This window comes from Antribacter sp. NEAU-D49 (assembly GCF_057158775.1).
Map to the genome: position 1 here is coordinate 184,981 of NZ_JBXTSN010000004.1, position 24,046 is coordinate 209,026.

26 protein-coding genes, 2 tRNA genes and 1 pseudogene are annotated in these 24,046 nt (G+C 73.4%); 20 read left to right on the forward strand and 9 right to left on the reverse strand.

Annotated elements, in window-relative coordinates; translation table 11 throughout:
- The first annotated feature begins 122 nt into the window (after window positions 1-122).
- From AC060K_RS05660 to AC060K_RS05735, 16 genes and pseudogenes are all read left to right on the forward strand, one after another.
- Window positions 123-329 carry a dodecin family protein gene (locus tag AC060K_RS05660; protein WP_483763742.1) on the forward strand — a complete coding sequence of 69 codons (207 nt, stop codon included), beginning with the start codon at window positions 123-125 and terminating at the stop codon, window positions 327-329.
- Between the two features lie 207 nt (window positions 330-536).
- A complete protein-coding gene (locus AC060K_RS05665) occupies window positions 537-1,994 on the forward strand; it encodes a chitinase (protein WP_483763743.1) in 1,458 nt (485 codons plus the stop codon).
- Window positions 1,995-2,223: 229 nt separating this feature from the next.
- On the forward strand, window positions 2,224-2,532 hold the full coding sequence (gene rplU, locus AC060K_RS05670) for a 50S ribosomal protein L21 (RefSeq protein ID WP_483764040.1): 309 nt from the start codon (window positions 2,224-2,226) through the stop codon (window positions 2,530-2,532).
- 60 nt (window positions 2,533-2,592) lie between these two features.
- Window positions 2,593-2,850 (forward strand): 50S ribosomal protein L27, encoded by a 258-nt coding sequence (gene rpmA / locus AC060K_RS05675; protein WP_483763744.1) that lies wholly within the window; start codon window positions 2,593-2,595, stop codon window positions 2,848-2,850.
- An 82-nt stretch (window positions 2,851-2,932) separates the two neighbouring features.
- Window positions 2,933-4,450 (forward strand): GTPase ObgE, encoded by a 1,518-nt coding sequence (gene obgE / locus AC060K_RS05680; protein ID WP_483763745.1) that lies wholly within the window; start codon window positions 2,933-2,935, stop codon window positions 4,448-4,450.
- A gap of 188 nt (window positions 4,451-4,638) precedes the next feature.
- Entirely contained in the window at window positions 4,639-5,820 is a 1,182-nt protein-coding gene (gene proB / locus AC060K_RS05685) for a glutamate 5-kinase (protein WP_483763746.1), read from the forward strand.
- A gap of 76 nt (window positions 5,821-5,896) precedes the next feature.
- A complete protein-coding gene (locus AC060K_RS05690; protein ID WP_483763747.1) occupies window positions 5,897-7,273 on the forward strand; it encodes a glutamate-5-semialdehyde dehydrogenase in 1,377 nt (458 codons plus the stop codon).
- Between the two features lie 105 nt (window positions 7,274-7,378).
- Window positions 7,379-7,531, forward strand: a complete 153-nt coding sequence (locus AC060K_RS05695) for a hypothetical protein (RefSeq protein ID WP_483763748.1) — start codon at window positions 7,379-7,381, stop codon at window positions 7,529-7,531.
- A gap of 36 nt (window positions 7,532-7,567) precedes the next feature.
- The gene (nadD, locus tag AC060K_RS05700) at window positions 7,568-8,176 is read left to right on the forward strand and encodes a nicotinate-nucleotide adenylyltransferase (RefSeq protein ID WP_483763749.1); all 609 of its coding nucleotides are present in this window, start codon (window positions 7,568-7,570) and stop codon (window positions 8,174-8,176) included.
- Window positions 8,169-9,353: a hypothetical protein gene (locus AC060K_RS05705; RefSeq protein WP_483763750.1), complete on the forward strand. Its 1,185-nt coding sequence runs from the start codon at window positions 8,169-8,171 to the stop codon at window positions 9,351-9,353. Before nadD ends, AC060K_RS05705 begins: the two co-directional genes overlap by 8 nt.
- Complete coding sequence (rsfS, locus tag AC060K_RS05710) at window positions 9,350-9,802, forward strand: ribosome silencing factor (RefSeq protein ID WP_483763751.1); 453 nt, start codon at window positions 9,350-9,352, stop codon at window positions 9,800-9,802. The genes AC060K_RS05705 and rsfS overlap by 4 nt, the downstream gene beginning before the upstream one ends.
- The gene (locus tag AC060K_RS05715; protein ID WP_483763752.1) at window positions 9,799-10,479 is read left to right on the forward strand and encodes a histidine phosphatase family protein; all 681 of its coding nucleotides are present in this window, start codon (window positions 9,799-9,801) and stop codon (window positions 10,477-10,479) included. Before rsfS ends, AC060K_RS05715 begins: the two co-directional genes overlap by 4 nt.
- Window positions 10,480-10,572: 93 nt before the next feature.
- Window positions 10,573-10,645 (forward strand) — tRNA-Ala (locus AC060K_RS05720).
- Between the two features lie 82 nt (window positions 10,646-10,727).
- Window positions 10,728-11,144 (forward strand): annotated as a pseudogene (locus tag AC060K_RS05725) (SDR family NAD(P)-dependent oxidoreductase); the annotation flags it as partial.
- A gap of 56 nt (window positions 11,145-11,200) precedes the next feature.
- Window positions 11,201-11,533 (forward strand): Rossmann-fold NAD(P)-binding domain-containing protein, encoded by a 333-nt coding sequence (locus AC060K_RS05730; protein WP_483764049.1) that lies wholly within the window; start codon window positions 11,201-11,203, stop codon window positions 11,531-11,533.
- Between the two features lie 85 nt (window positions 11,534-11,618).
- Window positions 11,619-11,691 (forward strand) — tRNA-Ala (locus AC060K_RS05735).
- Between the two features lie 13 nt (window positions 11,692-11,704).
- On the opposite strand, the gene AC060K_RS05740 is transcribed toward AC060K_RS05735, so the two are convergent.
- Window positions 11,705-12,604: a helix-turn-helix domain-containing protein gene (locus AC060K_RS05740; RefSeq protein WP_483763753.1), complete on the reverse strand. Its 900-nt coding sequence runs from the start codon at window positions 12,602-12,604 to the stop codon at window positions 11,705-11,707.
- Window positions 12,605-12,768: 164 nt separating this feature from the next.
- Between AC060K_RS05740 and AC060K_RS05745 the strand changes: the two genes are divergently transcribed.
- Window positions 12,769-14,160, forward strand: a complete 1,392-nt coding sequence (locus tag AC060K_RS05745; protein WP_483764041.1) for an MFS transporter — start codon at window positions 12,769-12,771, stop codon at window positions 14,158-14,160.
- Window positions 14,161-14,167: 7 nt separating this feature from the next.
- Here AC060K_RS05745 and AC060K_RS05750 read toward each other — a convergent pair whose 3' ends face one another.
- From AC060K_RS05750 to AC060K_RS05780, 7 genes are all read right to left on the reverse strand, one after another.
- Window positions 14,168-15,727: a PH domain-containing protein gene (locus AC060K_RS05750; protein WP_483763754.1), complete on the reverse strand. Its 1,560-nt coding sequence runs from the start codon at window positions 15,725-15,727 to the stop codon at window positions 14,168-14,170.
- Window positions 15,724-16,230 carry a PH domain-containing protein gene (locus tag AC060K_RS05755; RefSeq protein ID WP_483763755.1) on the reverse strand — a complete coding sequence of 169 codons (507 nt, stop codon included), beginning with the start codon at window positions 16,228-16,230 and terminating at the stop codon, window positions 15,724-15,726. Before AC060K_RS05755 ends, AC060K_RS05750 begins: the two co-directional genes overlap by 4 nt.
- Window positions 16,231-16,311: 81 nt before the next feature.
- Window positions 16,312-16,812 carry an N-acetyltransferase family protein gene (locus AC060K_RS05760; protein ID WP_483763756.1) on the reverse strand — a complete coding sequence of 167 codons (501 nt, stop codon included), beginning with the start codon at window positions 16,810-16,812 and terminating at the stop codon, window positions 16,312-16,314.
- A gap of 43 nt (window positions 16,813-16,855) precedes the next feature.
- Complete coding sequence (locus tag AC060K_RS05765; protein ID WP_483763757.1) at window positions 16,856-17,467, reverse strand: TetR/AcrR family transcriptional regulator; 612 nt, start codon at window positions 17,465-17,467, stop codon at window positions 16,856-16,858.
- On the reverse strand, window positions 17,464-17,922 hold the full coding sequence (locus AC060K_RS05770; protein WP_483763758.1) for a DUF2867 domain-containing protein: 459 nt from the start codon (window positions 17,920-17,922) through the stop codon (window positions 17,464-17,466). The genes AC060K_RS05765 and AC060K_RS05770 overlap by 4 nt, the downstream gene beginning before the upstream one ends.
- A 54-nt stretch (window positions 17,923-17,976) precedes the next feature.
- Window positions 17,977-19,479 (reverse strand): carboxylesterase/lipase family protein, encoded by a 1,503-nt coding sequence (locus AC060K_RS05775; protein ID WP_483763759.1) that lies wholly within the window; start codon window positions 19,477-19,479, stop codon window positions 17,977-17,979.
- A gap of 57 nt (window positions 19,480-19,536) precedes the next feature.
- The gene (locus tag AC060K_RS05780) at window positions 19,537-20,739 is read right to left on the reverse strand and encodes an acyltransferase family protein (protein ID WP_483763760.1); all 1,203 of its coding nucleotides are present in this window, start codon (window positions 20,737-20,739) and stop codon (window positions 19,537-19,539) included.
- Window positions 20,740-20,905: 166 nt separating this feature from the next.
- Between AC060K_RS05780 and AC060K_RS05785 the strand changes: the two genes are divergently transcribed.
- Window positions 20,906-21,523 (forward strand): GyrI-like domain-containing protein, encoded by a 618-nt coding sequence (locus AC060K_RS05785; RefSeq protein ID WP_483763761.1) that lies wholly within the window; start codon window positions 20,906-20,908, stop codon window positions 21,521-21,523.
- A gap of 83 nt (window positions 21,524-21,606) precedes the next feature.
- Here AC060K_RS05785 and AC060K_RS05790 read toward each other — a convergent pair whose 3' ends face one another.
- Window positions 21,607-22,290, reverse strand: coding sequence for a TetR/AcrR family transcriptional regulator (locus AC060K_RS05790; RefSeq protein ID WP_483763762.1), 684 nt, complete (start codon window positions 22,288-22,290; stop codon window positions 21,607-21,609).
- A 98-nt stretch (window positions 22,291-22,388) separates the two neighbouring features.
- Between AC060K_RS05790 and AC060K_RS05795 the strand changes: the two genes are divergently transcribed.
- Window positions 22,389-22,889 carry a nitroreductase/quinone reductase family protein gene (locus AC060K_RS05795; RefSeq protein WP_483763763.1) on the forward strand — a complete coding sequence of 167 codons (501 nt, stop codon included), beginning with the start codon at window positions 22,389-22,391 and terminating at the stop codon, window positions 22,887-22,889.
- A gap of 114 nt (window positions 22,890-23,003) precedes the next feature.
- On the forward strand, window positions 23,004-23,984 hold the full coding sequence (locus AC060K_RS05800) for a sporulation protein (protein WP_483763764.1): 981 nt from the start codon (window positions 23,004-23,006) through the stop codon (window positions 23,982-23,984).
- Window positions 23,985-24,046 lie beyond the last annotated feature (62 nt).

Genomic DNA, 24,046 nt, shown 5'->3' on the forward strand with positions numbered 1-24,046 from the left:
GTAAGCACAGGGCAGCGGGGTTCGCCGGGCCGCGCTCAGCGATGGCGAGACCCGGGCGGCGGCGTCATGGTGGAGACATCGGTCGGCGCGGACCTGCGCCGGCCCCGACGAGGGGAGCACCTATGGCTGGGACGGTCGCACGGATCACGGAGATCAGCGCGCGCTCGGACACGAGCTTCGAGGACGCCATCCGCGTCGGCGTCGACCGCGCGAACGAGACGCTGCGGAACGTGAGCGGCGCGTGGGTCAAGGAGCAGAAGGTCGAGATCGAGAACGGCAACATCGTGGCCTGGCAGGTGGCCCTGCAGATCACGTTCGTCCTGGACTGAACCCACCTCACCCCCGGGGGCACGGGTCGTCGGCCGTGAGGGCCGCCGGACCGTGCCCCCGGCATGTGCGGGTGGCGGATACGTGGTTGCCCTCATTGCCGGAGAGCGAGGACCAGCCCTACGGTCTAAAAGTTAGGACTGGGAACAATCCTGGCCAGACCGTCCGGCGTCCTTCTGGGGCGCCGGCCCGTACCGGAAGGGCCCTCCATGATCCGCAAGAAGCTGGCCGCTGTCGCCGCCTCTGCGGCGGTCGCGGTCTCGGGCGTGGGGATCGGCATCACAGCCGCCACCTCCGCCGCCGCCGCGACGCCGATCCCGCAGCACGTGTTCGCGCCCTACTACGAGATGTGGCTCGGCGACGACATGTCGACCCTGAGCCAGCAGTCCGGCGCCGACTACCTCACCCTCGCGTTCCTGCAGACCGCGACCCCCGGCTCGTGCACCCTCCTCTGGAACGGCGACACCCCGGTGAGCCAGGCCGCGTGGGGCGGCGAGATCGCCGCGGTGCGCGCGCAGGGCGGGGACGTCATCCCGTCGCTCGGTGGCTACACGGCCGGTACCACCGGCACGGAGCTCGCCGACAGCTGCACCAGCGTCACCTCGATCGCGACCGCCATCCAGAACCTCGTCACCACGTACGACGTGACACGCCTGGACTTCGACGTCGAGTCCACGTCGCTGAGCAACTCCGCGGGCATCGACCGCCGCAACAAGGCGCTCAAGATCGTGCAGGACTGGGCTGCCGCCACGGGTCGCACCCTCGAGATCCAGTACACGCTGCCGACCAGCACGAGCGGGCTGTCGGAGGCGGGCCTGGCTCTCCTGCGCAACGCCATCTCGAACGGCGCCCGCGTGGACCTGGTCAACATCATGACCTTCGACTACTACGACGGCCGCACGCACGACATGGGCCAGAGCACCATCTCCGCGGGGACCGGCCTCTTCAACCAGCTCAAGGCGCTGTATCCCGGCAAGACGGACGCGCAGCTGTGGCGCATGGTCGGCATCACCGAGATGGTCGGCATCGACGACTACGGTCCCGCCGAGACGTTCACCCAGCAGGACGCGGGCGAGGTGCTGCAGTGGGCCACCGGCCGCATCGGCTTCCTGTCCTTCTGGGCCCTCCAGCGGGACAACGGCGGCTGCCCCGGGACGGTGGGCGCGGGCACGTGCTCCGGGATTGTCCAGCCCACGTGGTTCTTCAGCCAGGCGTTCGCACCGTTCACGTCGGGCGGCTCCACGAACCCGACGCCGACGCCGACGCCCACGCAGCCGGGCACCTGCACGGCCTCGCCCTGGAGCTCGTCGGCCGTGTACACGGGCGGCGCGCTCGTCTCGCACGCGGGCCGTACCTGGTATGCCAAGTGGTGGACGCAGGGCGAGACGCCGGGTGCGGCAGCGGTCTGGGAGGACCGGGGTGCGTGCGCCGGGACGACGCCGACGCCGACTCCTACGCCCACCCCGACCCCCACTCCGACGCCGACCCCCACCCCGACGCCGACGCCGACCGTGCCCGCCGCGGCACCGTGGAACGCGTCGACGGCGTACACCGGGAACTCCCGGGTCACCTACGGCGGTCACCTGTGGCGCGCCAAGTGGTGGACGCAGGGTGACGTCCCCGGTGCTGCCCAGTGGGGCCCGTGGGAGGACCTCGGCGCGGCCTGACGCGCGCGCCGGGACCGGACGACCAGGCGGGACGTGGCCCATCCCACGTCCCGCCTGGTTTGAGTACACCCGCCGGGTCACGTAGTCTTGTGTGTCGGTGCGCTGTCTGCGTACCAGTCCCGCGTGCCCATGGCGCACCGCACTCGACCGCCGCGGCGGTCCGAGTCTCAAGCCAAGCCGGTGAGTTCCGTCGTGCGTGCATGCCAAGACTAGAGAGATGAGTAGCAACGTGGTGTACGCGATCGTCAAGGCCGGTGGCCGTCAGGAGAAGGTGTCCGTCGGGGACATCGTCGTCATGGACCGTGTCCAGGCGGCTCCCGGTGAGAGCATCGAGCTCGCAGCCCTCCTGCTCGTGGACGGGGAGAAGGTGACCACCGACGCGGCGAAGCTCGCGAAGGTCAAGGTCACCGCCGAGGTCGTTCGGGACGAGAAGGGCCCGAAGATCACGATCCTCAAGTACAAGAACAAGACCGGCTACCGCAAGCGTCAGGGTCACCGCCAGAAGCTGACCCGCGTGAAGGTCACCGGCATCAAGTGACGTCGGAGGGGCCGCAGCCCCCCGGATTCCCCCCGTTCTTCAGTACGAAAGCAGGATGAGATGGCACACAAGAAGGGCGCGAGCTCCTCGCGCAACGGTCGTGACTCCAACGCGCAGCGCCTCGGCGTCAAGCGCTTCGGTGGGCAGGTCGTGAAGGCCGGCGAGATCATCGTCCGCCAGCGCGGCACCCACTTCCACCCCGGCGCCAACGTGGGTCGCGGTGGCGACGACACGCTGTTCGCCCTCGCCGCCGGTGCGGTGCAGTTCGGCACGCGTCGTGGCCGCAAGGTCATCGACATCGTGACCGTCGAGGCCTGAGCCTTCGACGCAGTCTTCGCAGAGGGGCGCACCGTCGCGGTGCGCCCCTCGTGCTTTGCCCCAGCAGTGAGAGGATCAGAACATGGCCAGCTTCGTCGATCGCGTCGTGCTCCACGTCGCAGGCGGTGACGGCGGGAACGGCTGCGCCTCGATCCGCCGGGAGAAGTTCAAGCCGCTCGCCGGCCCGGACGGCGGGAACGGCGGTGACGGCGGCAGCGTCCGCCTCGTCGTCGACCGTCAGACCACCACGCTCCTCGAGTACCACCACTCGCCGCACCGCTATGCCCCGAGCGGCACGCAGGGCCAGGGCGATGACAAGGACGGCGCCAAGGGCGGCGACCTGGTGCTGACGGTGCCCGAGGGCACCGTCGTCAAGGACAGGGACGGCAACGTCCTCGCCGACCTCGTGGGCGTGGGCGCCGAGTACGTGGCCGCCGCGGGCGGCAAGGGCGGCCTGGGAAACCGGGACCTCGCGTCCTCCAAGCGCAAGGCCCCGGGCTTCGCGCTGCTCGGCGAGCCGGGCGAGACGGCCGAGCTGGTCCTGGAGCTCAAGACCATCGCCGACGTGGCGCTGGTGGGCTACCCCAGTGCCGGCAAGTCGTCGCTGGTGGCGGCCATCTCGGCGGCCCGCCCCAAGATCGCGGACTACCCGTTCACCACCCTCGTGCCGAACCTGGGCGTGGTGCAGGCCGGCGACTCCCGCTACACGGTGGCCGACGTGCCGGGGCTCATCCCGGGCGCCTCGGAGGGCAAGGGTCTCGGCCTCGAGTTCCTGCGCCACATCGAGCGCACCGCCATGATCGTGCACGTCCTCGACTGCGCCACGCTGGAGCCGGACCGCGACCCCATCAGCGACCTCGACGTGATCGAGAACGAGCTGGCGGCCTACGCGGGCGACCTCGGGATCGAGGGCGGCCGCGTGCCGCTCATGGAGCGTCCGCGCCTCGTGGTGCTGAACAAGATCGACGTCCCCGAGGCGCGCGAGCTGGCCGAGATGGTGCGGCCCGAGCTGGAGGCGCGCGGTCTGCGGGTCTTCGAGGTGTCGACCGCGAGCCACGAGGGTCTGCGTGCCCTGACGTTCGCGCTCGCGGAGATCGTCGAGAAGGCGCGTGCCGAGGCTCCGGCCCCCGAGCCGGCGCGCATCGTGCTGCGGCCCCGTGCCGTGAACGACGGCGGGTTCACCGTCCGTCGCGTGGGCGGTGCCGAGAACTACTGGTTCGAGGTGCGCGGCGTGAAGCCGGAGCGCTGGGTGCGCCAGACCGACTTCAACAACGACGAGGCCGTGGGCTTCCTCGCCGACCGGCTCGCGAAGCTGGGCGTCGAGGACGGCCTCCTCAAGGCGGGTGCGGTCGCCGGCGACGAGGTGCGGATCGGTGACCCGCGCAACTCTGTCGTGTTCGACTGGGAGCCCACGCTCCAGGCCGGTGCCGAGCTGCTCGGCTCCCGCGGTACGGACCTGCGGCTCGACGACAACGCGCGCCCGACGCGCAGCGACCGTCGCCGGGAGTTCACGGAGCGCATGGACGCCAAGGCCGAGGCGCGCCGCGAACTCTGGACCGAGCGCGAGTCGGGCGTCTGGACGGACCCCGACAAGGACTGACGCCCTGGCCGGCGGTCGGTTGTGGGTATGGCTGTGGCGTGAAGTCCCCGCGGAGTTCACGCCACAGCCATACCCACAACCGACCAGGACTGCCCCCCGGGCCGGGGGTCGGTTGTGGGTATGGCTGTGGCGTGAAGTCCCCGCGGAGTTCACGCCACAGCCATACCCACAACCGACCAGGAGGCGATATGGAGCGGCGGCCTCGGCGCCCTACCGGCGATGATGGGCCCGTGAACGCCATCGTCTCCCGGTCAGCGGTCTCCACAGCCCAGCGCGTGGTGGTCAAGATCGGTTCCTCGTCCCTCACGGGCCCCGACGGGCACCTGGACCTGACGGCGCTGCGCTCCCTCGTGGACGTGCTGGCCGCGCGCCGAGCCGCTGGTGGCCAGGTGGTCCTGGTGACCTCCGGGGCGGTGGCGGCAGGCCTGGGCCCGCTGGGCCTCCCGGTCCGGCCGCGTGACGTCGCGACGATGCAGGCGGCCGCCTCGGTGGGGCAGGGGCAGCTCGTCGCCCGTTACACCGAGGCGTTCGCCGCCCACGGGCTGCCGGTGGGCCAGATCCTGCTCACGGCCGAGGACACGGTGCGCCGCCTGCGCTACCGCAACGCGCAGCGCGCCCTGGAGCGTCTGATCGCGCTCGGCGTGGTGCCGGTGATCAACGAGAACGACGCCGTCACCACCGACGAGCTCCGATTCGGCGACAACGACCGGCTCGCCGCCCTGGTGTCGCACCTCGTCCGGGCCGACGCGATGGTCCTGCTCACCGACGTGGACGGCCTGCACGACGGCCCGCCGTCCCGGCCCGGCGCCCAGCGCATCCCCTACGTGGGCTCGCTCGACGACGTCGCGGGCGTCGAGGTCACCGCGCGCGGGAGCTCCGTGGGCACCGGCGGCATGGTCACCAAGCTGGAGTCCGTGCGCATCGCGACCGGGGCGGGGATCCCCGTGGTCCTCACCCGCGCGGGGAACGCCGAGGGCGCGCTGGCCGGCGAGGACGTGGGCACCTTCTTCGCCACCACGGGCAAGCGTTCGTCGGCCCGCCGCCTCTGGATCGCGCACGCCGCGCTGACCCACGGCCGCCTCCACCTGGACGACGGCGCCGTCCGCGCCGTCCTGGGCGGCCGCGCCTCGCTGCTCCCGGCGGGGATCACCGGGGTCGACGGTGACTTCGAGGCGGGCGACCCCGTCGAGCTGGTCGCGCCGGACGGGCGCGTCGTCGCCCGAGGGCTGGTCGCGTTCGGGGCGGGCGAGATCCCCGCCCTGCTGGGTCGCTCCACCTACGCGCTGCGCGAGGAGCTCGGCGAGGGGTACGACCGCGAGGTGGTCCACCGCGACGACCTGGTCCTCGAGAGGCCGCGCTCCGCCCGGTAGGCGCCGCGCCCAGCGGGCTCGCCCGGCCTGTGGATAGCCCCCGGTCGCCGCAGGCCGGGCGTCGTAGGCTCGTTCCATGACCAGCCTGCTGCCCGACGCCGAAGCCTCGTCCGCGCGCCCCGTCGCCGCTCCTGGGGTCACCCCGGGAGACGCGGCCGGGCCGGCGCCGTCGGGCACCGCGGTGACCGACGAGGTGACGGCCGGGGTCCAGGACGTGGCACGGCGCGCCAAGACCGCGTCGCGGGCGCTCGCGACCGCCAACCGGAGTACCAAGGACGCGGCGCTGCGCGCGCTCGCCGACGCGCTCGTGACCCAGGCGAGCAGGATCGTGGACGCGAACGCCGAGGACCTCGCTCGCGGGCGCGCCTCCGGGATGACCGACGGCCTGCTCGACCGGCTCGCGCTCACGCCCGCGCGCATCGGCACCATCGCCGACGCCCTGCGGGAGGTCGCCGGCCTGCCCGACCCGGTGGGCGAGGTGGTGCGCGGCCAGACGCTGCCCAACGGCCTGCGCCTGCGCCAGCTGCGCGTGCCCATGGGCGTGGTCGGCATGATCTACGAGGCACGGCCCAACGTGACCGTGGACGCCGTGGGCCTCACCCTCAAGAGTGGCAACGCGGTGGTCCTCCGCGGCGGTTCCGCAGCGGCATCGTCGAACGCGGTGATCGTGGACGTGCTGCGCGGGGCGCTCGCGGCGCAGGGGCTGCCTGCCGACCTGGTGCAGTCGGTCGACGCGTACGGCCGCGCGGGCGGCGTCGCCCTGATGCAGGCACGCGGGCTCGTGGACGTGCTGGTCCCGCGCGGCGGTGCCGACCTCATCCAGACGGTCGTGCAGGAGTCCCGGGTCCCGGTCATCGAGACGGGCGTGGGCAACGTCCACGTGTACGTCGACGCCACGGCCGACCCCGCCATGGCGCTCGAGATCCTGATGAACGCCAAGACGCAGCGCGTCGGCGTCTGCAACGCCGCCGAGACGCTGCTGGTCCACGCCGACGCGGCGCCCGGGTTCCTGCCGGGCGCGCTGACGGCGCTCGCGGGTGCCGGGGTGGTGCTGCACGGTGACGACGCGACGCGGGCGCTCGCGCCGTCCGGCGTCCACGTCGAGCCGGCCACGGACCACGACTGGGCCACCGAGTACCTCGCCCTGGAGCTGGCGGTCCGCGTCGTCGACGACCTCGACGTGGCGATCGAGCACATCCGCGCCTGGACGTCGGGCCACACGGAGGCGATCGTGACCCGCGACCTCGCCGCGTCAGAGCGCTTCGTGGCCGAGCTCGACTCCGCGGCCATCATGGTGAACGCCTCGACCCGGTTCACGGACGGGGGCGAGCTCGGCCTCGGCGCGGAGATCGGCATCTCCACCCAGAAGCTGCACGCCCGCGGCCCCATGGGCCTCGCCGAGCTCACCACGACGAAGTGGGTGGTCCAGGGCGACGGCCACGTACGCCCCTGACCACCTGTCCGGCCCGTGTCGGCGTGTCGCCCGGTGCGCCCCGGCCGCGATGGTGACGTGAGAGACTAAGGGCCACCCGAGCACGTACCACTTGGAGGAAAACCCGTGCTGCACACCGCAGTCCTTGCCGCCCAGGCCGCCACCGAGCACGTGAACGAGCCGATCAACCCGATCGCCCTGGGCCTCATCGCCTTCGGGTCGCTGATCGCGGCGCTGATCGTCACGTACGCGTTCCGCAACGTCGGCAACCGGCACTGATCTGACGGGCCAGGTGACGGGGAACCGACGCGACCAGTGACGACGAGCCAGCGGCCACGCATCGGCGTGATGGGCGGCACCTTCGACCCCATCCACCACGGCCACCTCGTGGCGGCCAGCGAGGCCGCCGCACATCTCGGTCTCGACGAGGTCGTCTTCGTCCCCACCGGGCGCCCGGGCTTCAAGCAGCACCAGACCGTCACGCCCGCCGAGCACCGGTACCTCATGTCGGTGGTCGCCACGGCGTCGAACCCCCGCTTCACCGTGAGCCGGGTCGACATCGACCGGCCAGGGCTCACCTACACGGTAGACACGCTGCGTGACCTGCGCGAACAGCGCCCCGGCGCCGACCTGTACTTCATCTCCGGGGCTGATGCGATCGAGCAGATCCTCACGTGGAAGGATGCCGACAAGCTGTGGGACATGGCACACTTCGTCGCGGTCACCCGGCCGGGGCACCGTCTGAGCGTGGACGGTCTGCCCGCGGGCCGAGTGACGACGCTCGAGGTCCCGGCGCTCGCCATCTCCTCGACCGACTGCCGTCGTCGGGCGAGAGCGGGTCAGCCGGTGTGGTACCTGGTGCCCGACGGCGTGGTCCAGTACATCGCCAAGCACGGACTGTATCGAGGTCTTCACGATGAGTGACAACAATGGTCGTCCACTGACGCGGCGCGAGCTTCGCGAACGCGAGGCCGCTCAGGCCGCGCCCGCAGGCGGGTATCCGCCGGGCGGGCAGCCGCCTGCCGGTCCGCCCGGAGCCCGGCCGCCGGGCCCCGAGCAGGGGTACCAGCAGCAGGCGCCCGTGGTGCGCCCGCCGCAGGCCTCGGGCGGGGTGCGTGGCGTCGACGCCACCGGCCGTCTGACGCCCGTGCGGCAGGTCGGCGACCCTGGAGCCGCACCCCCGCCCGCCCCGGGTGGGCAGGGTCCCGCGCGTCCGTCCGCCTACGGTGGACAGCCCGCCGGGTACCCGCCGCAGGGTGCACCCGCTCAGGGCAGGCCAGGTCCTGGCGCGCCCGGCGCGCCCGGAGGCCAGCACCAGGGCGGTCCCGGCGGAGCCCCCAGCCCGTTCGGTCGTCCGGCAGGCCCCGGCCCCGCGGCACCCGCCCCCCAGCAGGCGCCGCCCGGCCGCTTCGGCTCAGCCCCCGCCGCGCCGTTCCCCGGCGCCGGCGACTCCCAGAGCTGGCAGGCCCAGGCGCCCGCCCCCGCTCGGCCGTCAGCGCCCGAGCGGCCCGCCGCCTTCGGCGCCGCTCCCGGTCCGGCAGCCCCTCCCTCGCCCTTCGGCGCTCCGCCCGCGCAGGGCGGTCAGCGTCCTGGCGGCCCGGGAGCGCCCGGTGCTCCCGCCGGGGCCGGCCTCCCGTGGGACTCGGCCGGACCGCAGGCGCCCGCGGCGCCCGGCGCCGGGGCGGGCCTGCCCTGGGAGTCCGCCGCGACGCAGGCGGCAGCGCCCGCGTCCGTGCCGCCGGGGGCCATGCCTCCGGGCGGCGGCTCGCCCTTCCCCTCGCGGGGCGGCGCGCCTGGTGGCCCCGGCCCCATGGGCCCGGGGGGACCCGGACCGGACAACGGCTTCGAGGTTCTCGTCGGGTCGGGCCGGCCCCAGTCCGTCCGGTCGGGCCAGCAGCCCGACGAGTGGGACGACGTCGAGGAGGACCCGGGCCCCTCGTACACCTGGCTGCACTACATCATCCTCGTGGTTGTCGCGTTCGTCCTGGGTCTGCTGATCTGGAACCTCGTGCTGGCCGGCCCGGACTCCGGGTTCGAGAGCGGCGAGGCAGCAGGCCTGGTGGGTCTGCTGATCGATCAACGAGCAGGGAGTACCGCATGACGGCCACAGAGCGTTCGGTCGAGCTGGCGATCGTCGCGGCACGCGCCGCGTCCGACCGCAAGGCGCAGGAGATCATCGCGCTGGACGTGAGCGAGCAGCTGGTGCTCACGGACATCTTCCTCATCGCCTCGGGAACCAACGAGCGTCAGGTTTCCGCCATCGTGGACGCCGTCGAGGAAGCGATGATCAAGGCGGGCGTCAAGGCGATCCGCCGCGAGGGCAAGTCCGAGGGCCGCTGGGTCCTCCTCGACTTCGGTGACATCGTGGTGCACGTGCAGCACGCCGAGGACCGGGTCTACTACGCGCTCGAGCGCCTCTGGAAGGACTGCCCGGCAGTCGAGCTCCCCGAGGACGCGCGCGGCAGCGACGAGGTCCGCAACGAGTACAGCGAGTACGCAGACTTCGCCGACGACGGCGCCATCCACCTCTCCTCGGAGCCGCGTCAGTGACGGCAGGCACCGTCGTCCTTCTCCGGCACGGCCGCACCGCCTACAACGCGGGCCTGCGGCTGCAGGGCCAGATCGACATCCCGCTCGACGACGTCGGCCGCTGGCAGGCCGCTCAGGGGGCCGCGGCGCTCGCCGCGTCCCACAAGGCGTCGGTCGTGGTGTCCAGCGACCTCGTCCGTGCGGTCGACACCGCCAACGCCTACGCCGAGACCATCGGGGTCCCCGTCTCCACCGACCGTGAGCTGCGCGAGCGCAGCTTCGGCGCGTGGGAAGGCCTCACGGACGGCGAGATCGCCGAGCAGTGGCCCGAGGAGCACGCCGCCTGGCGCAGCGGTGCCGAGCCGGCGCGCGCCGGTGCAGAGTCGAAGGCCGCGGTGGCGGAGCGCATGGCGGCCGCGGTCAGCCGGCACGCCGACGCGCTGGAGCCCGACGACACGCTGGTGGTGGTCTCCCACGGGGCGGCCATCACACTGGCGGTGACGCGTCTGCTCGGGCTCGACCCGGGGGAGTGGCGCGGTCTGCACGGGCTCCACAACGTGCACTGGTCCCATCTGCACCGCTCGGGCCCGCAGGGCGTGCCGGCGTGGCGCCTGGTGGCCCACAACGTGGGCGCCGGCTATCCGCTGGACCAGTGGCAGGCCGGTCCGGACTGGAATCTGGAACCCTCGGCCAGGTGATCAGGTCCACACAGGCCGGCCCGGTTTCCGATTTGGTCACCCGGCGCCGGTCTGCGTAGACTTACCGAGCCCGCCCGGCAAGAGCCGGGCGTCGGGGCTGTGGCGCAGCTGGTAGCGCACCTGCATGGCATGCAGGGGGTCAGGGGTTCGAGTCCCCTCAGCTCCACCCGAGGTTCATCATTCACACCCCGCAGCGGTTCACCGCTGCGGGGTGTGTCGTCTTCCGGCAGACGTGACAAGATCGTGGTGTGACTCCGTTCCCCGATCTCCGGAACCGGCGAGCGGTCGTCACCGGAGGGGGTTCCGGGCTCGGTCGTGAGCTGGTCTTCGAGCTCGTGCGACGGGGCGTCCATGTCGCCACGTGCGATGTCGATGGCGCCAGGCTCCAGGCCACCATCCGACGAGCTCGTTCGATCGCCCCCGAGGCCGAGGTCCTCGGGCAGGTGCTCGACGTCGTCGACGAGGACGCCGTGCGCGGTTTTGCCGACGAGGTTGCAGAGGTCGGCAGTGGCGCGCCCCTCCACCTGTTGTTCAACAATGCCGGCGTCGTCGGCGGGTCCTCCTTCGTGACGTCTCCGAGGGAGGAGTGGGAACGCACCTTCGCGGTGTCCTGGTTCGGCACGTACCACTGCACGCGCGCGTTCCTGCCGCTGCTGCTGGGCGCGGACCAGGGCAAGGTCTCAATATCTGCTCCGTCAACGCGCTGTGGGCGAGTCTCGGCGTGGGCGCACCCCACACGGCCTACTCGTCCGCGAAGTTCGCCGTCCGGGGCTTCACCGAGTCGTTGGTCGTCGACTTCCAGAAGAACGCACCGCAGCTCTCGGCCGTCCTGGTCCTGCCCGGGCACGTCCGCACCGGCATGCCGTCTCCTCCGCGGACCTGGCGACGTGCGCTCGGCTCCGCTTTCGCCGAGTACCAGCCGGTGTCGAGTGCCGCCGCGGCGCAGCAGGTCGTCGACGCGGTGGAGCGCGGCGACTGGCGGGTCGTCATCGGCGAGGACGCCGACGCTGTCGATGAGCGCGTGCGTCGAGACCCGTGGACGGTCTACGACTGAGCACCGCACCCGCCAGCTGCTCGCTTTGGTCCCCGGGCACCTGACCGTCTAGACTGACCGAGCCCGCTTGGCAGCAGCCGAGCGCGGGGCTGTGGCGCAGCTGGTAGCGCACCTGCATGGCATGCAGGGGGTCAGGGGTTCGAGTCCCCTCAGCTCCACCGAATAAGCAGGTCAGAGGGCCATTCCGAGATCCCGTACGGGGACGACGGAGTGGCCCTCTGTCGTGTGCGGCCCCTCGGTGCGGCCGAGCAGCGCGAGCGCCTCGGCCGCGGGTCCGGGGTCGGCGGTATACAGGAGCACCCGGTGCCCGGAGTCGTCCGGGGGAGCGAGCACCTCGAACCCGAGCTCGAGCTCGCCCACCTCCGGGTGCCGGAAGTGCTTGACCCCCGAGACGCAGTTCTCGACCGGGTGCCTGGCCCACAGCGCGCTGAACTCGGGGCTCTTCAGGGTCAGCTCTCCGACCAGGGTGGCGAGCTCCGCGTCGTCCGGGTTGCGGCCTGCGAGGACCCGGAGCGAGGCCACGGCACGGGCAGCCTCCTCGTCCCATCGTGCGTACAGCTCGCGCGTGTGCTCGTCGAGGAAGAGGATCCGGGTGAGGTTCGGGCGGTCGCCGGGCCGCCCGGGGCTGTCGACGTCGACGTGCCCGGCGACGAGCCGGTGGCCGAGCGCGTTCCAGCCGAGCACCTCGCTGCGCCGCCCGAGGACGATCGCCGGGGTTCCCACCAGCGAGGCGATCAGGCGGAGCGTCCCCGGCCGCGCCCGGTCTGCTCTCGTCGGCTTCCGGCGCGGTGCCCGGCCGGGCCGGGCCAGGTCGAAGAGGTGTGCCCGCTCGTCCGGCGTCAGGTCCAGCGCCCGGGCGAGGGACGTGATGACCGCGTCCGAGGCGTTGGTGCTCAGCCCTTGCTCGAGCCGCGAGTAGTACGTCGCGCTCACCCCGGCGAGCATCGCGAGCTCCTCGCGGCGCAGGCCGGGCACCCTCCGGGCGCCGTAGCCCCGCAGTCCCACGTCCTCGGGCCGGAGCGCGGCCCGGCGTACGCGGAGGAAGTCGCCGAGCTCGTTCGGTCTGCTCATGCCGCCCATTCTCCGTGCGGCGGGCCGGGCGTGCCTGTCCCCGTCAGTGACAGGACGACGAGGGTGTGGCTGTGACGAAGGGTCCACCGGATGGTGGGCGCATGACCACAGACCAGGCAGTCCCCGGCAGCGCCGGCACAGCCGGACCGCCCCTCGGCACCGCCATGACCCCCAGGCAGCGCGTCGCGCTCGTCGTCCTGCTCACCGCGAGCTTCACGCTCGCCGTCGACTTCTCGATCCTCAACGTCGCCCTGCCGAGCATCGGCGCCGACGTCGGGCTCGGCATCGAGAACCTCCAGTGGATCGCCACCGCCTTCGCGCTCTGCTCCGCCGGGTTCACGCTCCTCATGGGGCGCGTCGCGGACCTCGCCGGCCGCCGTCGCATGCTCCTCATCGGCATGGTCCTGCTGGGTGCCGGCTCGGTCGTCGGCGGGCTCGCCACCACGCCGGCCCTGCTCCTGATCGCGCGGGTGGCGCAGGGCTTCGCGACCGCGATCGTGGTGCCTGCGGCGCTCGCCCTCCTCATCGGGGCCTTCCCCGAGGGGCGCGCCCGCGACAAGGCACTCGGTCTGAACGGCTCGCTGATGGCAGCCGGCTTCACGACCGGTGCGATCCTCGGCGGGCTCCTCACCGACCTGCTGTCCTGGCGCTGGGCGTTCTTCATCAACGTCCCGATCGCGATCACGGTGCTGGTCGTGGCGCCGATGGTGCTCGAGGACAGCCGGTCGGAGCACCGCACCCGCCTCGACGTGCCCGGCGCCGTCCTCGTCACGCTGGGCCTGCTCTCCCTCGTCTACGGGCTGACGCATGCGGCGGAGACATCCTGGACCGACCTGGTGACCCTCGTGGCGTTCGCCGCGGCTGTCGTCCTGCTCGCCGCCTTCGTGCTCGTCGAACGGCAGGCGGAGTTCCCCCTCGTGCCGCTCGGGATCCTTGCCCGGTCGAACGTCGCGTGGGGGAACGTCGCCGGGACGCTCGCGTTCGTCACCGAGACGTCGCTGGTCTTCCTCCTCACGCTCTACCTGCAGGAGGTGCTCGGTTACTCGCCGCTGGCGGCCGGGCTGACCTTCGCGGTCCTCGGTGTCGGCACCGTGCTCGGCGGCCTCCTGGGACCCGGGGTGATCGGCCGGTTCGGGAACAAGACCGCCATCGTCGGGGGCTTCCTGGTCCAGGCTGCCGCCACGCTGTCGCTGGTGCTCATCACCGGCGCCCCGGGCTCGATCTGGCTCGTCCTGGTCGCGACGTTCGTGGGCGGCGTGGCGAACCTCGTCGTGATCGTCGGTTTCATGGTGACCGCCACGTCAGGCGTGCCGGCCTCGGACCAGGGCCTCGCGACCGGCCTGACGACGATGAGCCAGCAGGTCGGGATCACGATGGGTACCCCGGTCATGAGCGCTGTCGTCACCGCCGTCGTCCTGGCGAGCACCGTGCCGCATGCGCAGGCCGTCCTCGACGGCGTGACCGCGGCCATCTGGGTCAACGGCGCGATCTGCGTCGCGGGTGCCCTCGCCGTAGCCGCGTTCCTGCGCGCCCGGCCGATCGCCGCGGCGTCCTGAGAACGGGTCACGCCGGGGTGCGACCGGCCTCCTCCAGGAACGGCCGGAGGAGGCCGGGTACGGCGGTGTCGGCGAGCTCCAGGCCGTCGTGCACGGCAGCGTCGTGGACCGCGTACTCGCCGGACCCCGCGGCGGTCGTGGCGAGAACCGTCACCAGCCCGGCGCGGCGCTGCAGCACCGACTGCCGGACCGTCCAGCCGACGATCCCCCGCCGCTGGAGGGCCACGGTGGCGCGGCGGACGGTGCCGCTGCGGGCCACGAGGTACTCGCCGGAGATCGCGTGGCCGAGAGCCCGGTACGCGTCGAGGGCGAGCAGGACCGCCACCGGCAGCAGGACCAGGGCGCTCGCCCACGCCACGTGCAGCAGCACGGGGGTGAGCAGCAGGCCGAGGAGGACGAGCACAGCCTCCAGCGCGACGACGGCGCCGACGGCCCAGCCCAGCCGGCGGCGCCGAGCAGCACGGGGGTGCGGCGTCAGCGGTGCGGCCGTGGGCGGAGCCTCGATCTCACGCAGCACGTCGGCGGCCACACGGTCGGCCACGTCGCGTGGCGCGGCGGGCAGGAGCGTGCGGCTGTCGGTCTTGTCCTCCTCACCGGTGGCGAGGCCCGTCGCGACGGCGTCGACCCGGGCCGCGCCCGCGAGCCGCGCCCCGAGGGGCTCCACGAGCTCCACGCCCCGCAGGCGGGACTCCTGCAGCGAGATCGACCGGGCGGTCAGCAGGCCGCGGCGTACCCGCAGCGTGCCGTCCGCCTCGCGCTCCAGCGTGTGGTTCCACCACATCTCGACCCACAGGCCGAGCGCGGCGACGGCGCCGACGACGAACAGCGCGGCGGTGAGCACGGCGACGATCGCCAGCACGGGCGCCGGCCCGAACCAGGACCCGACCGTCTCGATGACGCGCTCCTGCTGTCCGAACCACTCAGCCACCTGCAGCACGCCGCCGAAGGCGCCGCCGCCCAGGACGGGCGTGAGCACCGACAGCGGCGCGTACCTGATCCAGCGCCGGTCGAGCGTCGCGAGCGTGCCCTCGGAGACCCGGGCCTCCTCGCCCGCGGCGTGCGCGAGCAGCGTGGCACGCAGCGCCTGCGCCGTCTCCCGGCGCAGCGGCCAGAGGGTGACCGTCCCCTCCTTGCCCGCGTGCTCGCCCGTGCCGATGCGCACGGTGACCGTGCCGAGCACGCGCAGCACGGGGCCGGCGGTGAGGTCCACCGAGCGGATCCGCTCCCGCCGCAGGGCGAGACGCTTGCGGAAGACGACGCCTGTCCGGACCTCGAACATCTCAGGGCCCACGCGGTACGCGGTGACCCGTCGCATCCACTCCCCGAACACCGAGCCGCTCGCCGTCACGAGGAGGATCGCCGGGACGATCCAAGTCAGGGCGGTGGCGACAGAGCCCTCGACCACCACCCAGTAGCCGGTGACGAACCCGGCCCCGACGGCGAAGCCCCCCGCGTAGATCGCGCCGGCGAGGGCGGCGCGGCGGTCGAGACCATCCCACGCCAGGGCGGGCCCGGTCGTGCCGCCAGGGGCCACAGCCTCCTCCGGTGCCCGCCCGAGCCCGCTCACGTCGCGTCCTCGGGCGTGGCCTCGGTGGCGAGCGTCAGCGCCTCGGCGAGGTCGGCTGCCGTCTCGGCTGCGAGACCCTCGATCTTGACGGCGCCCTTGGCGGACGCCGTGGTGACGGTCAGCGTCGCCAGGCCGTACCGCTGCTCCAGCGGGCCGCGCACCGTGTCGACCGTCTGGATCCGCGAGAGCGGGGCGATCCGCCACTCCTGGAAGAGCCACCCGGTGCGGGTGTAGACGGCGTGGTCGGTCACCTCCCACCGGTGGTGCCGGAACCAGTGACGGGGGAACAGCACGGCGGAGACCCCGCCCACCACGGCGATCACGACGGCGGGGAGCAGCAGCCAGAAGCGGGCCGGCTGGATGAGCAGGCCGAGGACGCCCAGGATCAGGGCAGGGATGCCGGCGAGCAGCACGAGCTGGAGGGCCCACAACCCGACGGCGCGCGGGTCGACCTCGTGGCAAGGGGGACGGAGTCGGAGGGTGCTCGCGTCGGCGCTGGTCATGAGGCCATGCTGCCGGGTGCCAGGAGGCGGTCACAACCACCTTCCTGGTGATCCGGGGTCATCCCTTCGGCTGACCCGGGGCTACAGGTCTGCCGGGCCGTCCGCGGCCGAGGCCAGTGCGGCGAGCGGCGTGCCGTCGAGCCGCACCACGTGGATCTCGTCGAGCGTCCGGGCGCCCAGCCGCCGGTAGAGGCGGAGAGCCCGCTCGTTGGTGCGCAGCACCCACCACTCGAAGCGGGAGCAGCCGGCGTCGACCGCGCGCCGGGCGAGCTCCGTGAGCAGCCGCCGGCCCACCCCGCGGTCCCGCTGCTCAGGCACCACGTAGAGGTCGTCGAGGTGCAACGTGCGGCAGCCGGTGATCGTGCTGTAGCCGAACACGTAGATGGCGCAGCCGACGGGCTCGCCGTCGTGCTCGGCCACGAGGGCGCGCGCGGCGGGCTCGGGTCCGGTCAGGGCGGCCGCGAGGTCCTCCGGCCGGGCGGTGACCTTGCCGGGGAACTCCTCGTCCTGGGCGAGCGCGAGGACGAAACGGTGCAGGTCAGGGGCGTCCGCAGGCTGCGCGGCGCGGATCGTCAGAGGCACGCCGGACAGCGTGCCACGCTGCCGGTGGCCCGGGGACGGCGTCTCACGGGACGCGGATCCCGAGCACCCCGGCGACCGCGCGGGCCGCCAGCAGCTCGTCGTGCGGGGCGTGTCCCGCGACGGCCACGACGACGCCGTCGAGCGCCCCGACCACGGCGAGCGCGAGCGTCCGGACCGGCGGGCCGTCCGGGATGCCGCCGGTGGCGCGGCCGGCCTCGATCAGCCGGGCGCAGAGGCCCACGAGGATCTCGTAGGACCGCTCGACCTCCCGTCCCACCGGGTGCTCCTCCTGGCCGGAGAGCTCGACCCGGAGCGCTGTGGCCAGGCGGGCGATGTCACGGCGGCAGAACACCGCGTGGCCGCGGGCGAGGAGCAGGAGGGCGGCGACCGGGTCCGGCTCGGCGTCGACCGGGCGGGCGACCTCCTCCCACATGGTGTCGATCACCCACGACCAGGTGGCGAGGACCAGCTCCTCCTTGTCCTTGAACTGGTGGTAGAGGGCGCCTCGTGTGTACCCGGCGTCCTTGGCCACCTGCTCCAGCACGAGGTTGCCGTAACCGTACCGGGCCAGGTGCCGGGCGGTGGACTCGAGCAGGGCGGCCCGGGTCGCCTCGCGGCGGCCGGCCTGGGTGGGGCGCGGGGCCTCGGGGGTCACGCGACCTCGCTCGTCAGGAGCCCCGCGACCGTCCGTCGGTGGGCCGGCCCGACGGCGGCCCAGACGATCCTGCAGAGCAGGGGCCGGCGGTAGTGCAGCACGGTCGTCAAGGTCCGGCGCGTGGGCTCGGGGTTGCGGCCCACCATGGTCACGCGCATGAGGGGCAGGGATGCCTCGAGGTGCATCACCTCCGGCCCGGAGTGGACGATCCGGAACGGTCCCACCGCGCCGGGATCGTCCTGCGGTCCCTTGCCCATCCCCAGGAACCCGAGGAGCCGGGTCACCCACGGGGGAGTCGCGGCCAGCCCCGCCCGGACCCAGGCCTCCGGTGCGTGGAGGTCGGGCCCGGGCAGCCGCAGCTCGAACGTGTCGGCGTAGCTGTAGGGCGCGGCGGCGACAGCGACGGGGTCGGTGGGCTCGATCTGTCGGACGGGCTGGGCGGCGTACGTGGACATGAGCGTCCTCCTGGTTGTCGGCACCAGAAGCATACATACACGCATGTATGTAAGTCACTCCCGGGCTGCGAACGCCTCCCACGCCAGCCGTCGCGCCGCGTCCGGGTCCTCGACAGTGCGGTCGGTGGCGTCGAACACCCGGGTGAGGCGGCGTCCGACGTCGTACAGCTCCCATCCCGCGGTGCCGTGGCGCGCGAAGGTGCCCCAGACCGACTGCATGCGGGCCTCCAGGCCCGCGGCTGCCCGCGCCCCGCCGAGGCTGAGCGTCCTCCGCATGCCCGGCGTGTCCACCCGGCCGAACACGTACGGGAGCTCCATGCCGTGCGTGGCGCCGAGCCCGGCCAGGCGGAGGGCGGCAGGGGCGAAGTCGAACCGGTACATCCAGGTGGGGGCGTGTGCCGAGTGCGCTGCGGCCAGGGCCACGGACGACGCCCAGAAGACGGCGTCGCCGCCCAGCCGCGCCGCCACTCCGCGACGGCGCCGGTAGCCGCGGTAGGCGGTACGGACGGCGTCGGCCGCGGGGCCCGTGCCGAGGAGCCGGTCGAGACTGTCGGCCGACGTGGGGAAGATGCTCGTCTGCTTCTGGAAGAAGCGGCCCTCTTCCCGGTTGGTGCCGATGAGCAGCGGGATCTCCGCCGCGGCGCCGTCGCGCAGCGCGGTCAGGGGATCGGCGGGGAGGGCGTCGTCGTCCAGCGTGGGCCCCACGGGCAGGCTGCCGTGGCCCGCGGAGATCATCCGCTCCATGGCGGCCACGAACGCCGTCGGCCCGGCGTCGAGGAGGGCGGCCCGGCCTCCCAGCTCCTCCACGAAGCGCTCCGCCACCCGCGCGGCCTCCTCCCGCGGCCGGGCGTCCGAGAACCCGCTCTGCACGATCGCCCGCCGGAACAGGCCGCTCGCCAGCGGCGACGCGAGGAGCGCGAGGACCGACGACGCCCCGGCCGACTCTCCCATCACGGTCACCTCGGCGGCATCCCCGCCGAAGGCCGCGATGTTGCGCTGCACCCACCGCAGCGCCGCGACCTGGTCACGCAGGCCGAGGTTGGTGTCGACGGGGCGCTCGGCGGTGCCGTACGCGCTGAGGTCCAGCCAGCCGAGGGCGCCCAGCCGGTAGTTCACGGACACGTAGACCACGTCCGTGGCCCGCACCAGGCCCTCGCCGCGGTAGAGGTACGAACCCCCGGAGCCGACGAGGAACGCCCCGCCGTGCAGGTACACCACGACCGGGCGGGGCTGCTCGGCGGGCTCCGCGGGCGCGACGACGTTCAGGGTGAGGCAGTCCTCGTCCTGCCGCCAGGTGGCGGGGACGCCGGTCAGTGCGTCGCCCGGCGACTGGGGCGAGGCGGCGCCGTACCGCGTGGCGTCCCGCACGCCGGCCCACGGCTCCGGCGGCTGCGGCGCCCGCAGCCGGAGGTCGCCCACCGGGGGCGCGGCGTAGGGGATGCCGCGCCACTGGAAGGTGCCGTCCTCGGTGAGACCTCGTACGGGACCGGTGTCGGTGTCGCGCACCAGCGCGCCGGTGTCCGGAACGGCGCGGCCGCCGTCGGTCGTCGTTGCCATCGAGCCTCCATCGGCTTCGTCGTCGTCGAGCCGGAGCATACCGGTCGGTCGGTCCGGTCAGAACACCCTGCGGGCGCCGGGGATCCTACGGATCGCCCAGGCCAGCGCCCACGAGACCGGGACGGCGACCGCGGCCAGCAGTGCGAACGTGGCGAGCGCGGGCGCCTCCACCGGCGCGAGCGCGACGCCCGTGAGCGTCACCACGACGCCGTGCACCACGTACACGGCGAACGAGTGGTCGGCGAGGAACCGCAGGCGCGGGCCCTGCCGGTCGAGACGTGCGCGGAACAGCGCACCGAGCGCCGTCGTCAGGCCGACGGCGACCGCCACCGTCCCGGCCGCGACGACCAGCGACTGCCAGGTGCCGTTGCCCGCCGTGGTGTCGAGCGGTGCGGCGGCGAGCGGGAGCTGCGCGAGGATCCCCAGCACGGTCGCCGCCAGGCCGGTCCAGCCGGCCCGGGGCGTCAGGGCCTCGAGCCAGCCGCGGCGCAGCGCGAGCGTGCCGACCGCGAAGAACGCGACGTACAGGGGCAGGTGGTCGGGTGTCGGCAGGCCGACGACCGGCCAGTAGCTGAGGCTCGGCACGATGATGCGCCACAGGTAGGTGAGCACGGTCAGCCCGGCGCCGAACGCCACGACGGTGCGGAGGCGAGGGGACCGGGCGGCTCGCGCGGGGGTCGTTGGAGCCGGCGCCCCGGCCGGGGTGGCCGTCGTGGCCTGGGCCCCGCCCCGGACCCGGCGCCACACCGCGTACCCCAGCGACAGGACGAGCAGCACCTCCACGAACCACAGGTAGGACGCGTCCCAGCTCAGGACGTAGAAGAGCCAGTACGGGAGGTCGCCGTCGCCCGCCTGCGCCGCGAGGTCACGCGCCGCCGGGTAGGCCGGGAAGGTCACGAGAGGGCGCAGCACCAGCAGGAACACCAGCAGCGGCACCCCGAGCCGCCACAGCCGGTCGACGACGAACCGCCGGCCGCCCTTACGTTCGTACGAACCGGGCACGAACAGGCCCGAGACGAGGAAGAACGCGCTCATGAACCACATCTGGTTCAGCGTCACGAAGATCATGAGCAGGAACGCGGTGGGGCCACCATCCGGCTCGTTGTACGGCCACAGGGGGAGAGGGGCGTAGACGCAGGCGGCGTGGTGCAGGATCACCAGCACCGTCAGCAGGATCCTCAGGTTGTCCACGTGCTCCAGGCGCCCGCGCGGCGGGCCGGCCACGCCTGGGCGGTCCGGTGGGGTTCGGGTGGTCGTCATGGTCGGGCTCCTCCGGGTCTGCGTCGGCTACCCGGCTATGGTGGTGCGGCGCTGCCCCGTCGCGGATCGACCCCTCGGGCGGCCGATGGGTGGAACGTGGTGCAGCCGATCGGCCGACCCCCGCGTCCGCCGGGCGGTGCCTAGGCTGAGCGCCGAGGAGGACACCATGACCACGTACGACATCAAGAAGGACCGCAAGGATCTCTACGCGGGGTCACGCGACTTCGCTCACGTCGACGTGCCGGAGCTGGGCTACCTCATGGTCGACGGGCACGGCGACCCCAACACGGCCGCGTCGTACGCCCAGGCCGTCGAGGCGCTCTACACGGCCTCCTACGCGGTCCGTGCGGTGGCGAAGGCGCAGCTCGGCAGGGTGCACACCGTGGGACCGCTCGAAGGCCTGTGGTCGGCGGACGACCTCGCGGCCTTCCGCACGCGCGACAAGGACTCCTGGGACTGGACGATGATGATCGTCCAGCCCGCGTGGATCGGCGAGGAGGTCGTCGACGAGGCGCTCGCCGTGGCCCGGGAGAAGAAGCGGCTGCCGGGGCTCGACCTGGTCCGCCTGGAGTCGTTCGCGGAGGGGCGGTGCGTGCAGATCCTGCACGTGGGGTCGTACGACGACGAGGCACCCACCCTCGCGCGGCTCCACGACGAGCACCTGCCCGCCCACGGACTGGTGCCCCGCGGGCGCCACCACGAGATCTACCTCTCCGACGCACGCAGGACCGAGCCCGCCCGGCTGCGGACGATCCTCCGCCAGCCGGTGGCCCCGGCGGCCTGAGCGGCGGGGGCGTCTCAGACGGGGCGGACGGTGACCCGGCCGGCGCAGAGCCGGGCCCAGTCTCCGGGGCGCAGGGACGGTTTCTACGCTCTCGTCGCCTGCTCCGCGGCGCGCCGGCGTTCCAGGCCCTCGAGCACGAGGTCGAGCGCGAAGCGGAACTCGGCGTCGTCGTCGCACCCGCCCAGGGCGCCGTCGTGCGTCACGGCGGCGGCCAGCTCCGCGAGCCGCGGGTGGGAGGCTGCCCAGGCGCGGGCCTGCGCCTCGGACGCCTCGGCCGACGCGTCGCCGCTGTCGTCGTAGAGGTCCTGGCTGAACCCCAGGATGCGGCTGCCCAGGACATGGATCGCGTGGTGCGTCAGGGTGACGCTGAACCCGCCGTCGCGCAGGATGCCCAGGAGGGTGTCCAGGTAGCGCAGCTCCGCGGGGGTGGGAGTGGTGCTCGCCTTGCGCACCGCGGCGGTCCACGGGTGCCGCAGCATGGTGGCGCGGGCGGCGAGCATGGTGGCGCGGGCGGAGGCCTGCCAGCCGTCGGCGTCGGTCACGGGCTCGATCCCGGCCACGACGGCGTCGGTCATCGCGTCGAGCAGCTCGTCCTTCTTGCCGACGTGCCGGTAGAGCGACATGGGGTCCACGCTCAGCTCCTGGCCGAGGCGGCGCATGCTCACCGCGTCGAGCCCCTCGGCGTCGGCCACCCCGATCGCCGCCGCGACGATGCGCTCGCGGCTCAGGCCACGCCCTCGGAGGGCTGGGGCGGGCTGGCTGGACACCCACGAAACCCTACCCTTGCGGTCGCCGTGCCCGCCTGTCTACGCTGTAGGTCTACGGTGTAGACATCCGGCGTCGCACCCCTGCCGAGGGAGAACTCATGGACCAGAGCCCCACCCCCGCCACGGAGGGCAGGCCCTGGCTGCCGCCCCGCTTGTTCGTACGCGCTGCCTGGCGCTTTCAGCGTGCCCAGTACCGCCTCACGGGCGGGCGGCACCCCCTCGCCCGGCCGCGGCCCGGCACGGCGGCCCGGCCCGGCAAGGCCGGCATCCTCCGGCTGCGCACGACGGGCCGCCGGTCGGGCGAGGAGCGTGCGGTCCTGCTCTGCTACTGGGCCGACGGCGACCGGTTCGTCACCCTCGCGATGAACGGCTGGGGCGACCCGCCGCCCGCCTGGTGGCTCAACCTGGCGGCCACCCCTGACGCCGCCGTGGACACCGTCGACGGCCCCCGCATCGTGCGCGGACGGGCCGCCGAGGGAGAGGAGCGGGAGCGGCTCTGGGCGGGGTTCGCGGGCTACCAGGGTTGGGGGGACGGGATCGACAGGTACGCCGCGCTCCGCTCGCGCGAGACCCCCGTCGTGGTGCTGGAGCCGCGCTGAGGTCCTGGTGCCGGGACGCGGCAGCATCCCCGTGACCCCCGTGGGAACGATCTGCGCATTCGGCACGTTCGGAAGCCGGAGCATGTCAGCACAACCATGGGAGTGGGAGCGTCGATGGGATTCAAGAAGCTGCTGGGTGCGCTCGGCGTGGGCGGACCCCTGGTGGACACCGTGCTCGAGCCGGGTGCGGTGCGGCCCGGCGGGACGGTCAACGGTGAGGTGCGGCTGAAGGGCGGGTCGTCAGATTCCGAGGTCCAGCACGTGACGCTCGAGCTGGAGGCACGGGTCGAGGCCGAGCACGGCGACGGCGAGAGCCGCGGGACCGTGACGTTCGGGCGGTTCACCGTCGCGGGCGGGTTCCGGCTGGGTGCCGGGGAGGAGCGGTCGCTGCCCTTCTCGATCCCGCTGCACCCGGAGACCCCGGTCACCGAGCTGCAGGGCCGCCCGATCGGCATCGGGCTCGGCGTGCGTACGGAGCTGGCGCTCGCGCAGGCGGTCGACAAGGGTGACGTGGACCCGCTCCGCGTGGCCCCGCTGCCGGTCCAGGAGGCGATCCTGGACGCGTTCTGGCGGCTTGGCTTCGGCCTCCGCTCGGCCGACCTGGAGTACGGCCGGCTCCACGGGGTCGCGCAGCAGCTGCCGTTCTTCCAGGAGATCGAGCTGGTCCCGTCCGGCCAGTACGCAGGCCGCATCAACGAGGTCGAGCTGACCTTCGTCGCGGGAGCGCACGGCATGGACGTGATCCTGGAGGCCGACAAGCGCGGCGGGTTCCTCAGCAGCGGGCAGGACACGGTGCTGCGCTTCACCGTGGGCCTCGACGAGGTGCGCGACTGGGGCGCCGAGGTGGAGGGCTGGGTGGCGCAGCTCGCCGAGCGGCGCTCGCTCTTCGGCGGCCGTGGCGGCCAGGGCTACGGCCAGCAGGGCTACGGCCAGCAGGGCTATGCCGGCAAGGGGCACGGCGGGCACGGCGGGCATGGGGCCGGGCTCGGCATGGCGGGCGGTCTGGCCGCGGGCATCGTCGGCGGCATGGTCCTCGGCGAGGTGTTCGACGAGGTGGGCGACTTCTTCGGCGGCGACGAGGGCGACGAGGGCTGAGCCCAGCGGCCGGGCGGCGTGATCCGCCCGCGTGATCGGCCCGCGTGATCGGTAGCTCGGTG

Excerpts from the sequence above, each read along its gene's own strand:
- AC060K_RS05660 (WP_483763742.1), top strand. The coding sequence starts at position 123 with ATGGCTGGGACGGTCGCACGGATCACGGAGATCAGCGCGCGCTCGGAC.
- AC060K_RS05665 (WP_483763743.1), top strand. The coding sequence starts at position 537 with ATGATCCGCAAGAAGCTGGCCGCTGTCGCCGCCTCTGCGGCGGTCGCG.
- rpmA (WP_483763744.1), top strand. The coding sequence starts at position 2,593 with ATGGCACACAAGAAGGGCGCGAGCTCCTCGCGCAACGGTCGTGACTCC.
- obgE (WP_483763745.1), top strand. The coding sequence starts at position 2,933 with ATGGCCAGCTTCGTCGATCGCGTCGTGCTCCACGTCGCAGGCGGTGAC.
- proB (WP_483763746.1), top strand. The coding sequence starts at position 4,639 with ATGGAGCGGCGGCCTCGGCGCCCTACCGGCGATGATGGGCCCGTGAAC.
- AC060K_RS05690 (WP_483763747.1), top strand. The coding sequence starts at position 5,897 with ATGACCAGCCTGCTGCCCGACGCCGAAGCCTCGTCCGCGCGCCCCGTC.
- AC060K_RS05705 (WP_483763750.1), top strand. The coding sequence starts at position 8,169 with ATGAGTGACAACAATGGTCGTCCACTGACGCGGCGCGAGCTTCGCGAA.
- rsfS (WP_483763751.1), top strand. The coding sequence starts at position 9,350 with ATGACGGCCACAGAGCGTTCGGTCGAGCTGGCGATCGTCGCGGCACGC.
- AC060K_RS05740 (WP_483763753.1), bottom strand. The coding sequence starts at position 12,604 with ATGAGCAGACCGAACGAGCTCGGCGACTTCCTCCGCGTACGCCGGGCC.
- AC060K_RS05745 (WP_483764041.1), top strand. The coding sequence starts at position 12,769 with ATGACCCCCAGGCAGCGCGTCGCGCTCGTCGTCCTGCTCACCGCGAGC.
- AC060K_RS05755 (WP_483763755.1), bottom strand. The coding sequence starts at position 16,230 with ATGACCAGCGCCGACGCGAGCACCCTCCGACTCCGTCCCCCTTGCCAC.
- AC060K_RS05770 (WP_483763758.1), bottom strand. The coding sequence starts at position 17,922 with ATGTCCACGTACGCCGCCCAGCCCGTCCGACAGATCGAGCCCACCGAC.
- AC060K_RS05775 (WP_483763759.1), bottom strand. The coding sequence starts at position 19,479 with ATGGCAACGACGACCGACGGCGGCCGCGCCGTTCCGGACACCGGCGCG.
- AC060K_RS05780 (WP_483763760.1), bottom strand. The coding sequence starts at position 20,739 with ATGACGACCACCCGAACCCCACCGGACCGCCCAGGCGTGGCCGGCCCG.
- AC060K_RS05785 (WP_483763761.1), top strand. The coding sequence starts at position 20,906 with ATGACCACGTACGACATCAAGAAGGACCGCAAGGATCTCTACGCGGGG.
- AC060K_RS05795 (WP_483763763.1), top strand. The coding sequence starts at position 22,389 with ATGGACCAGAGCCCCACCCCCGCCACGGAGGGCAGGCCCTGGCTGCCG.
- AC060K_RS05800 (WP_483763764.1), top strand. The coding sequence starts at position 23,004 with ATGGGATTCAAGAAGCTGCTGGGTGCGCTCGGCGTGGGCGGACCCCTG.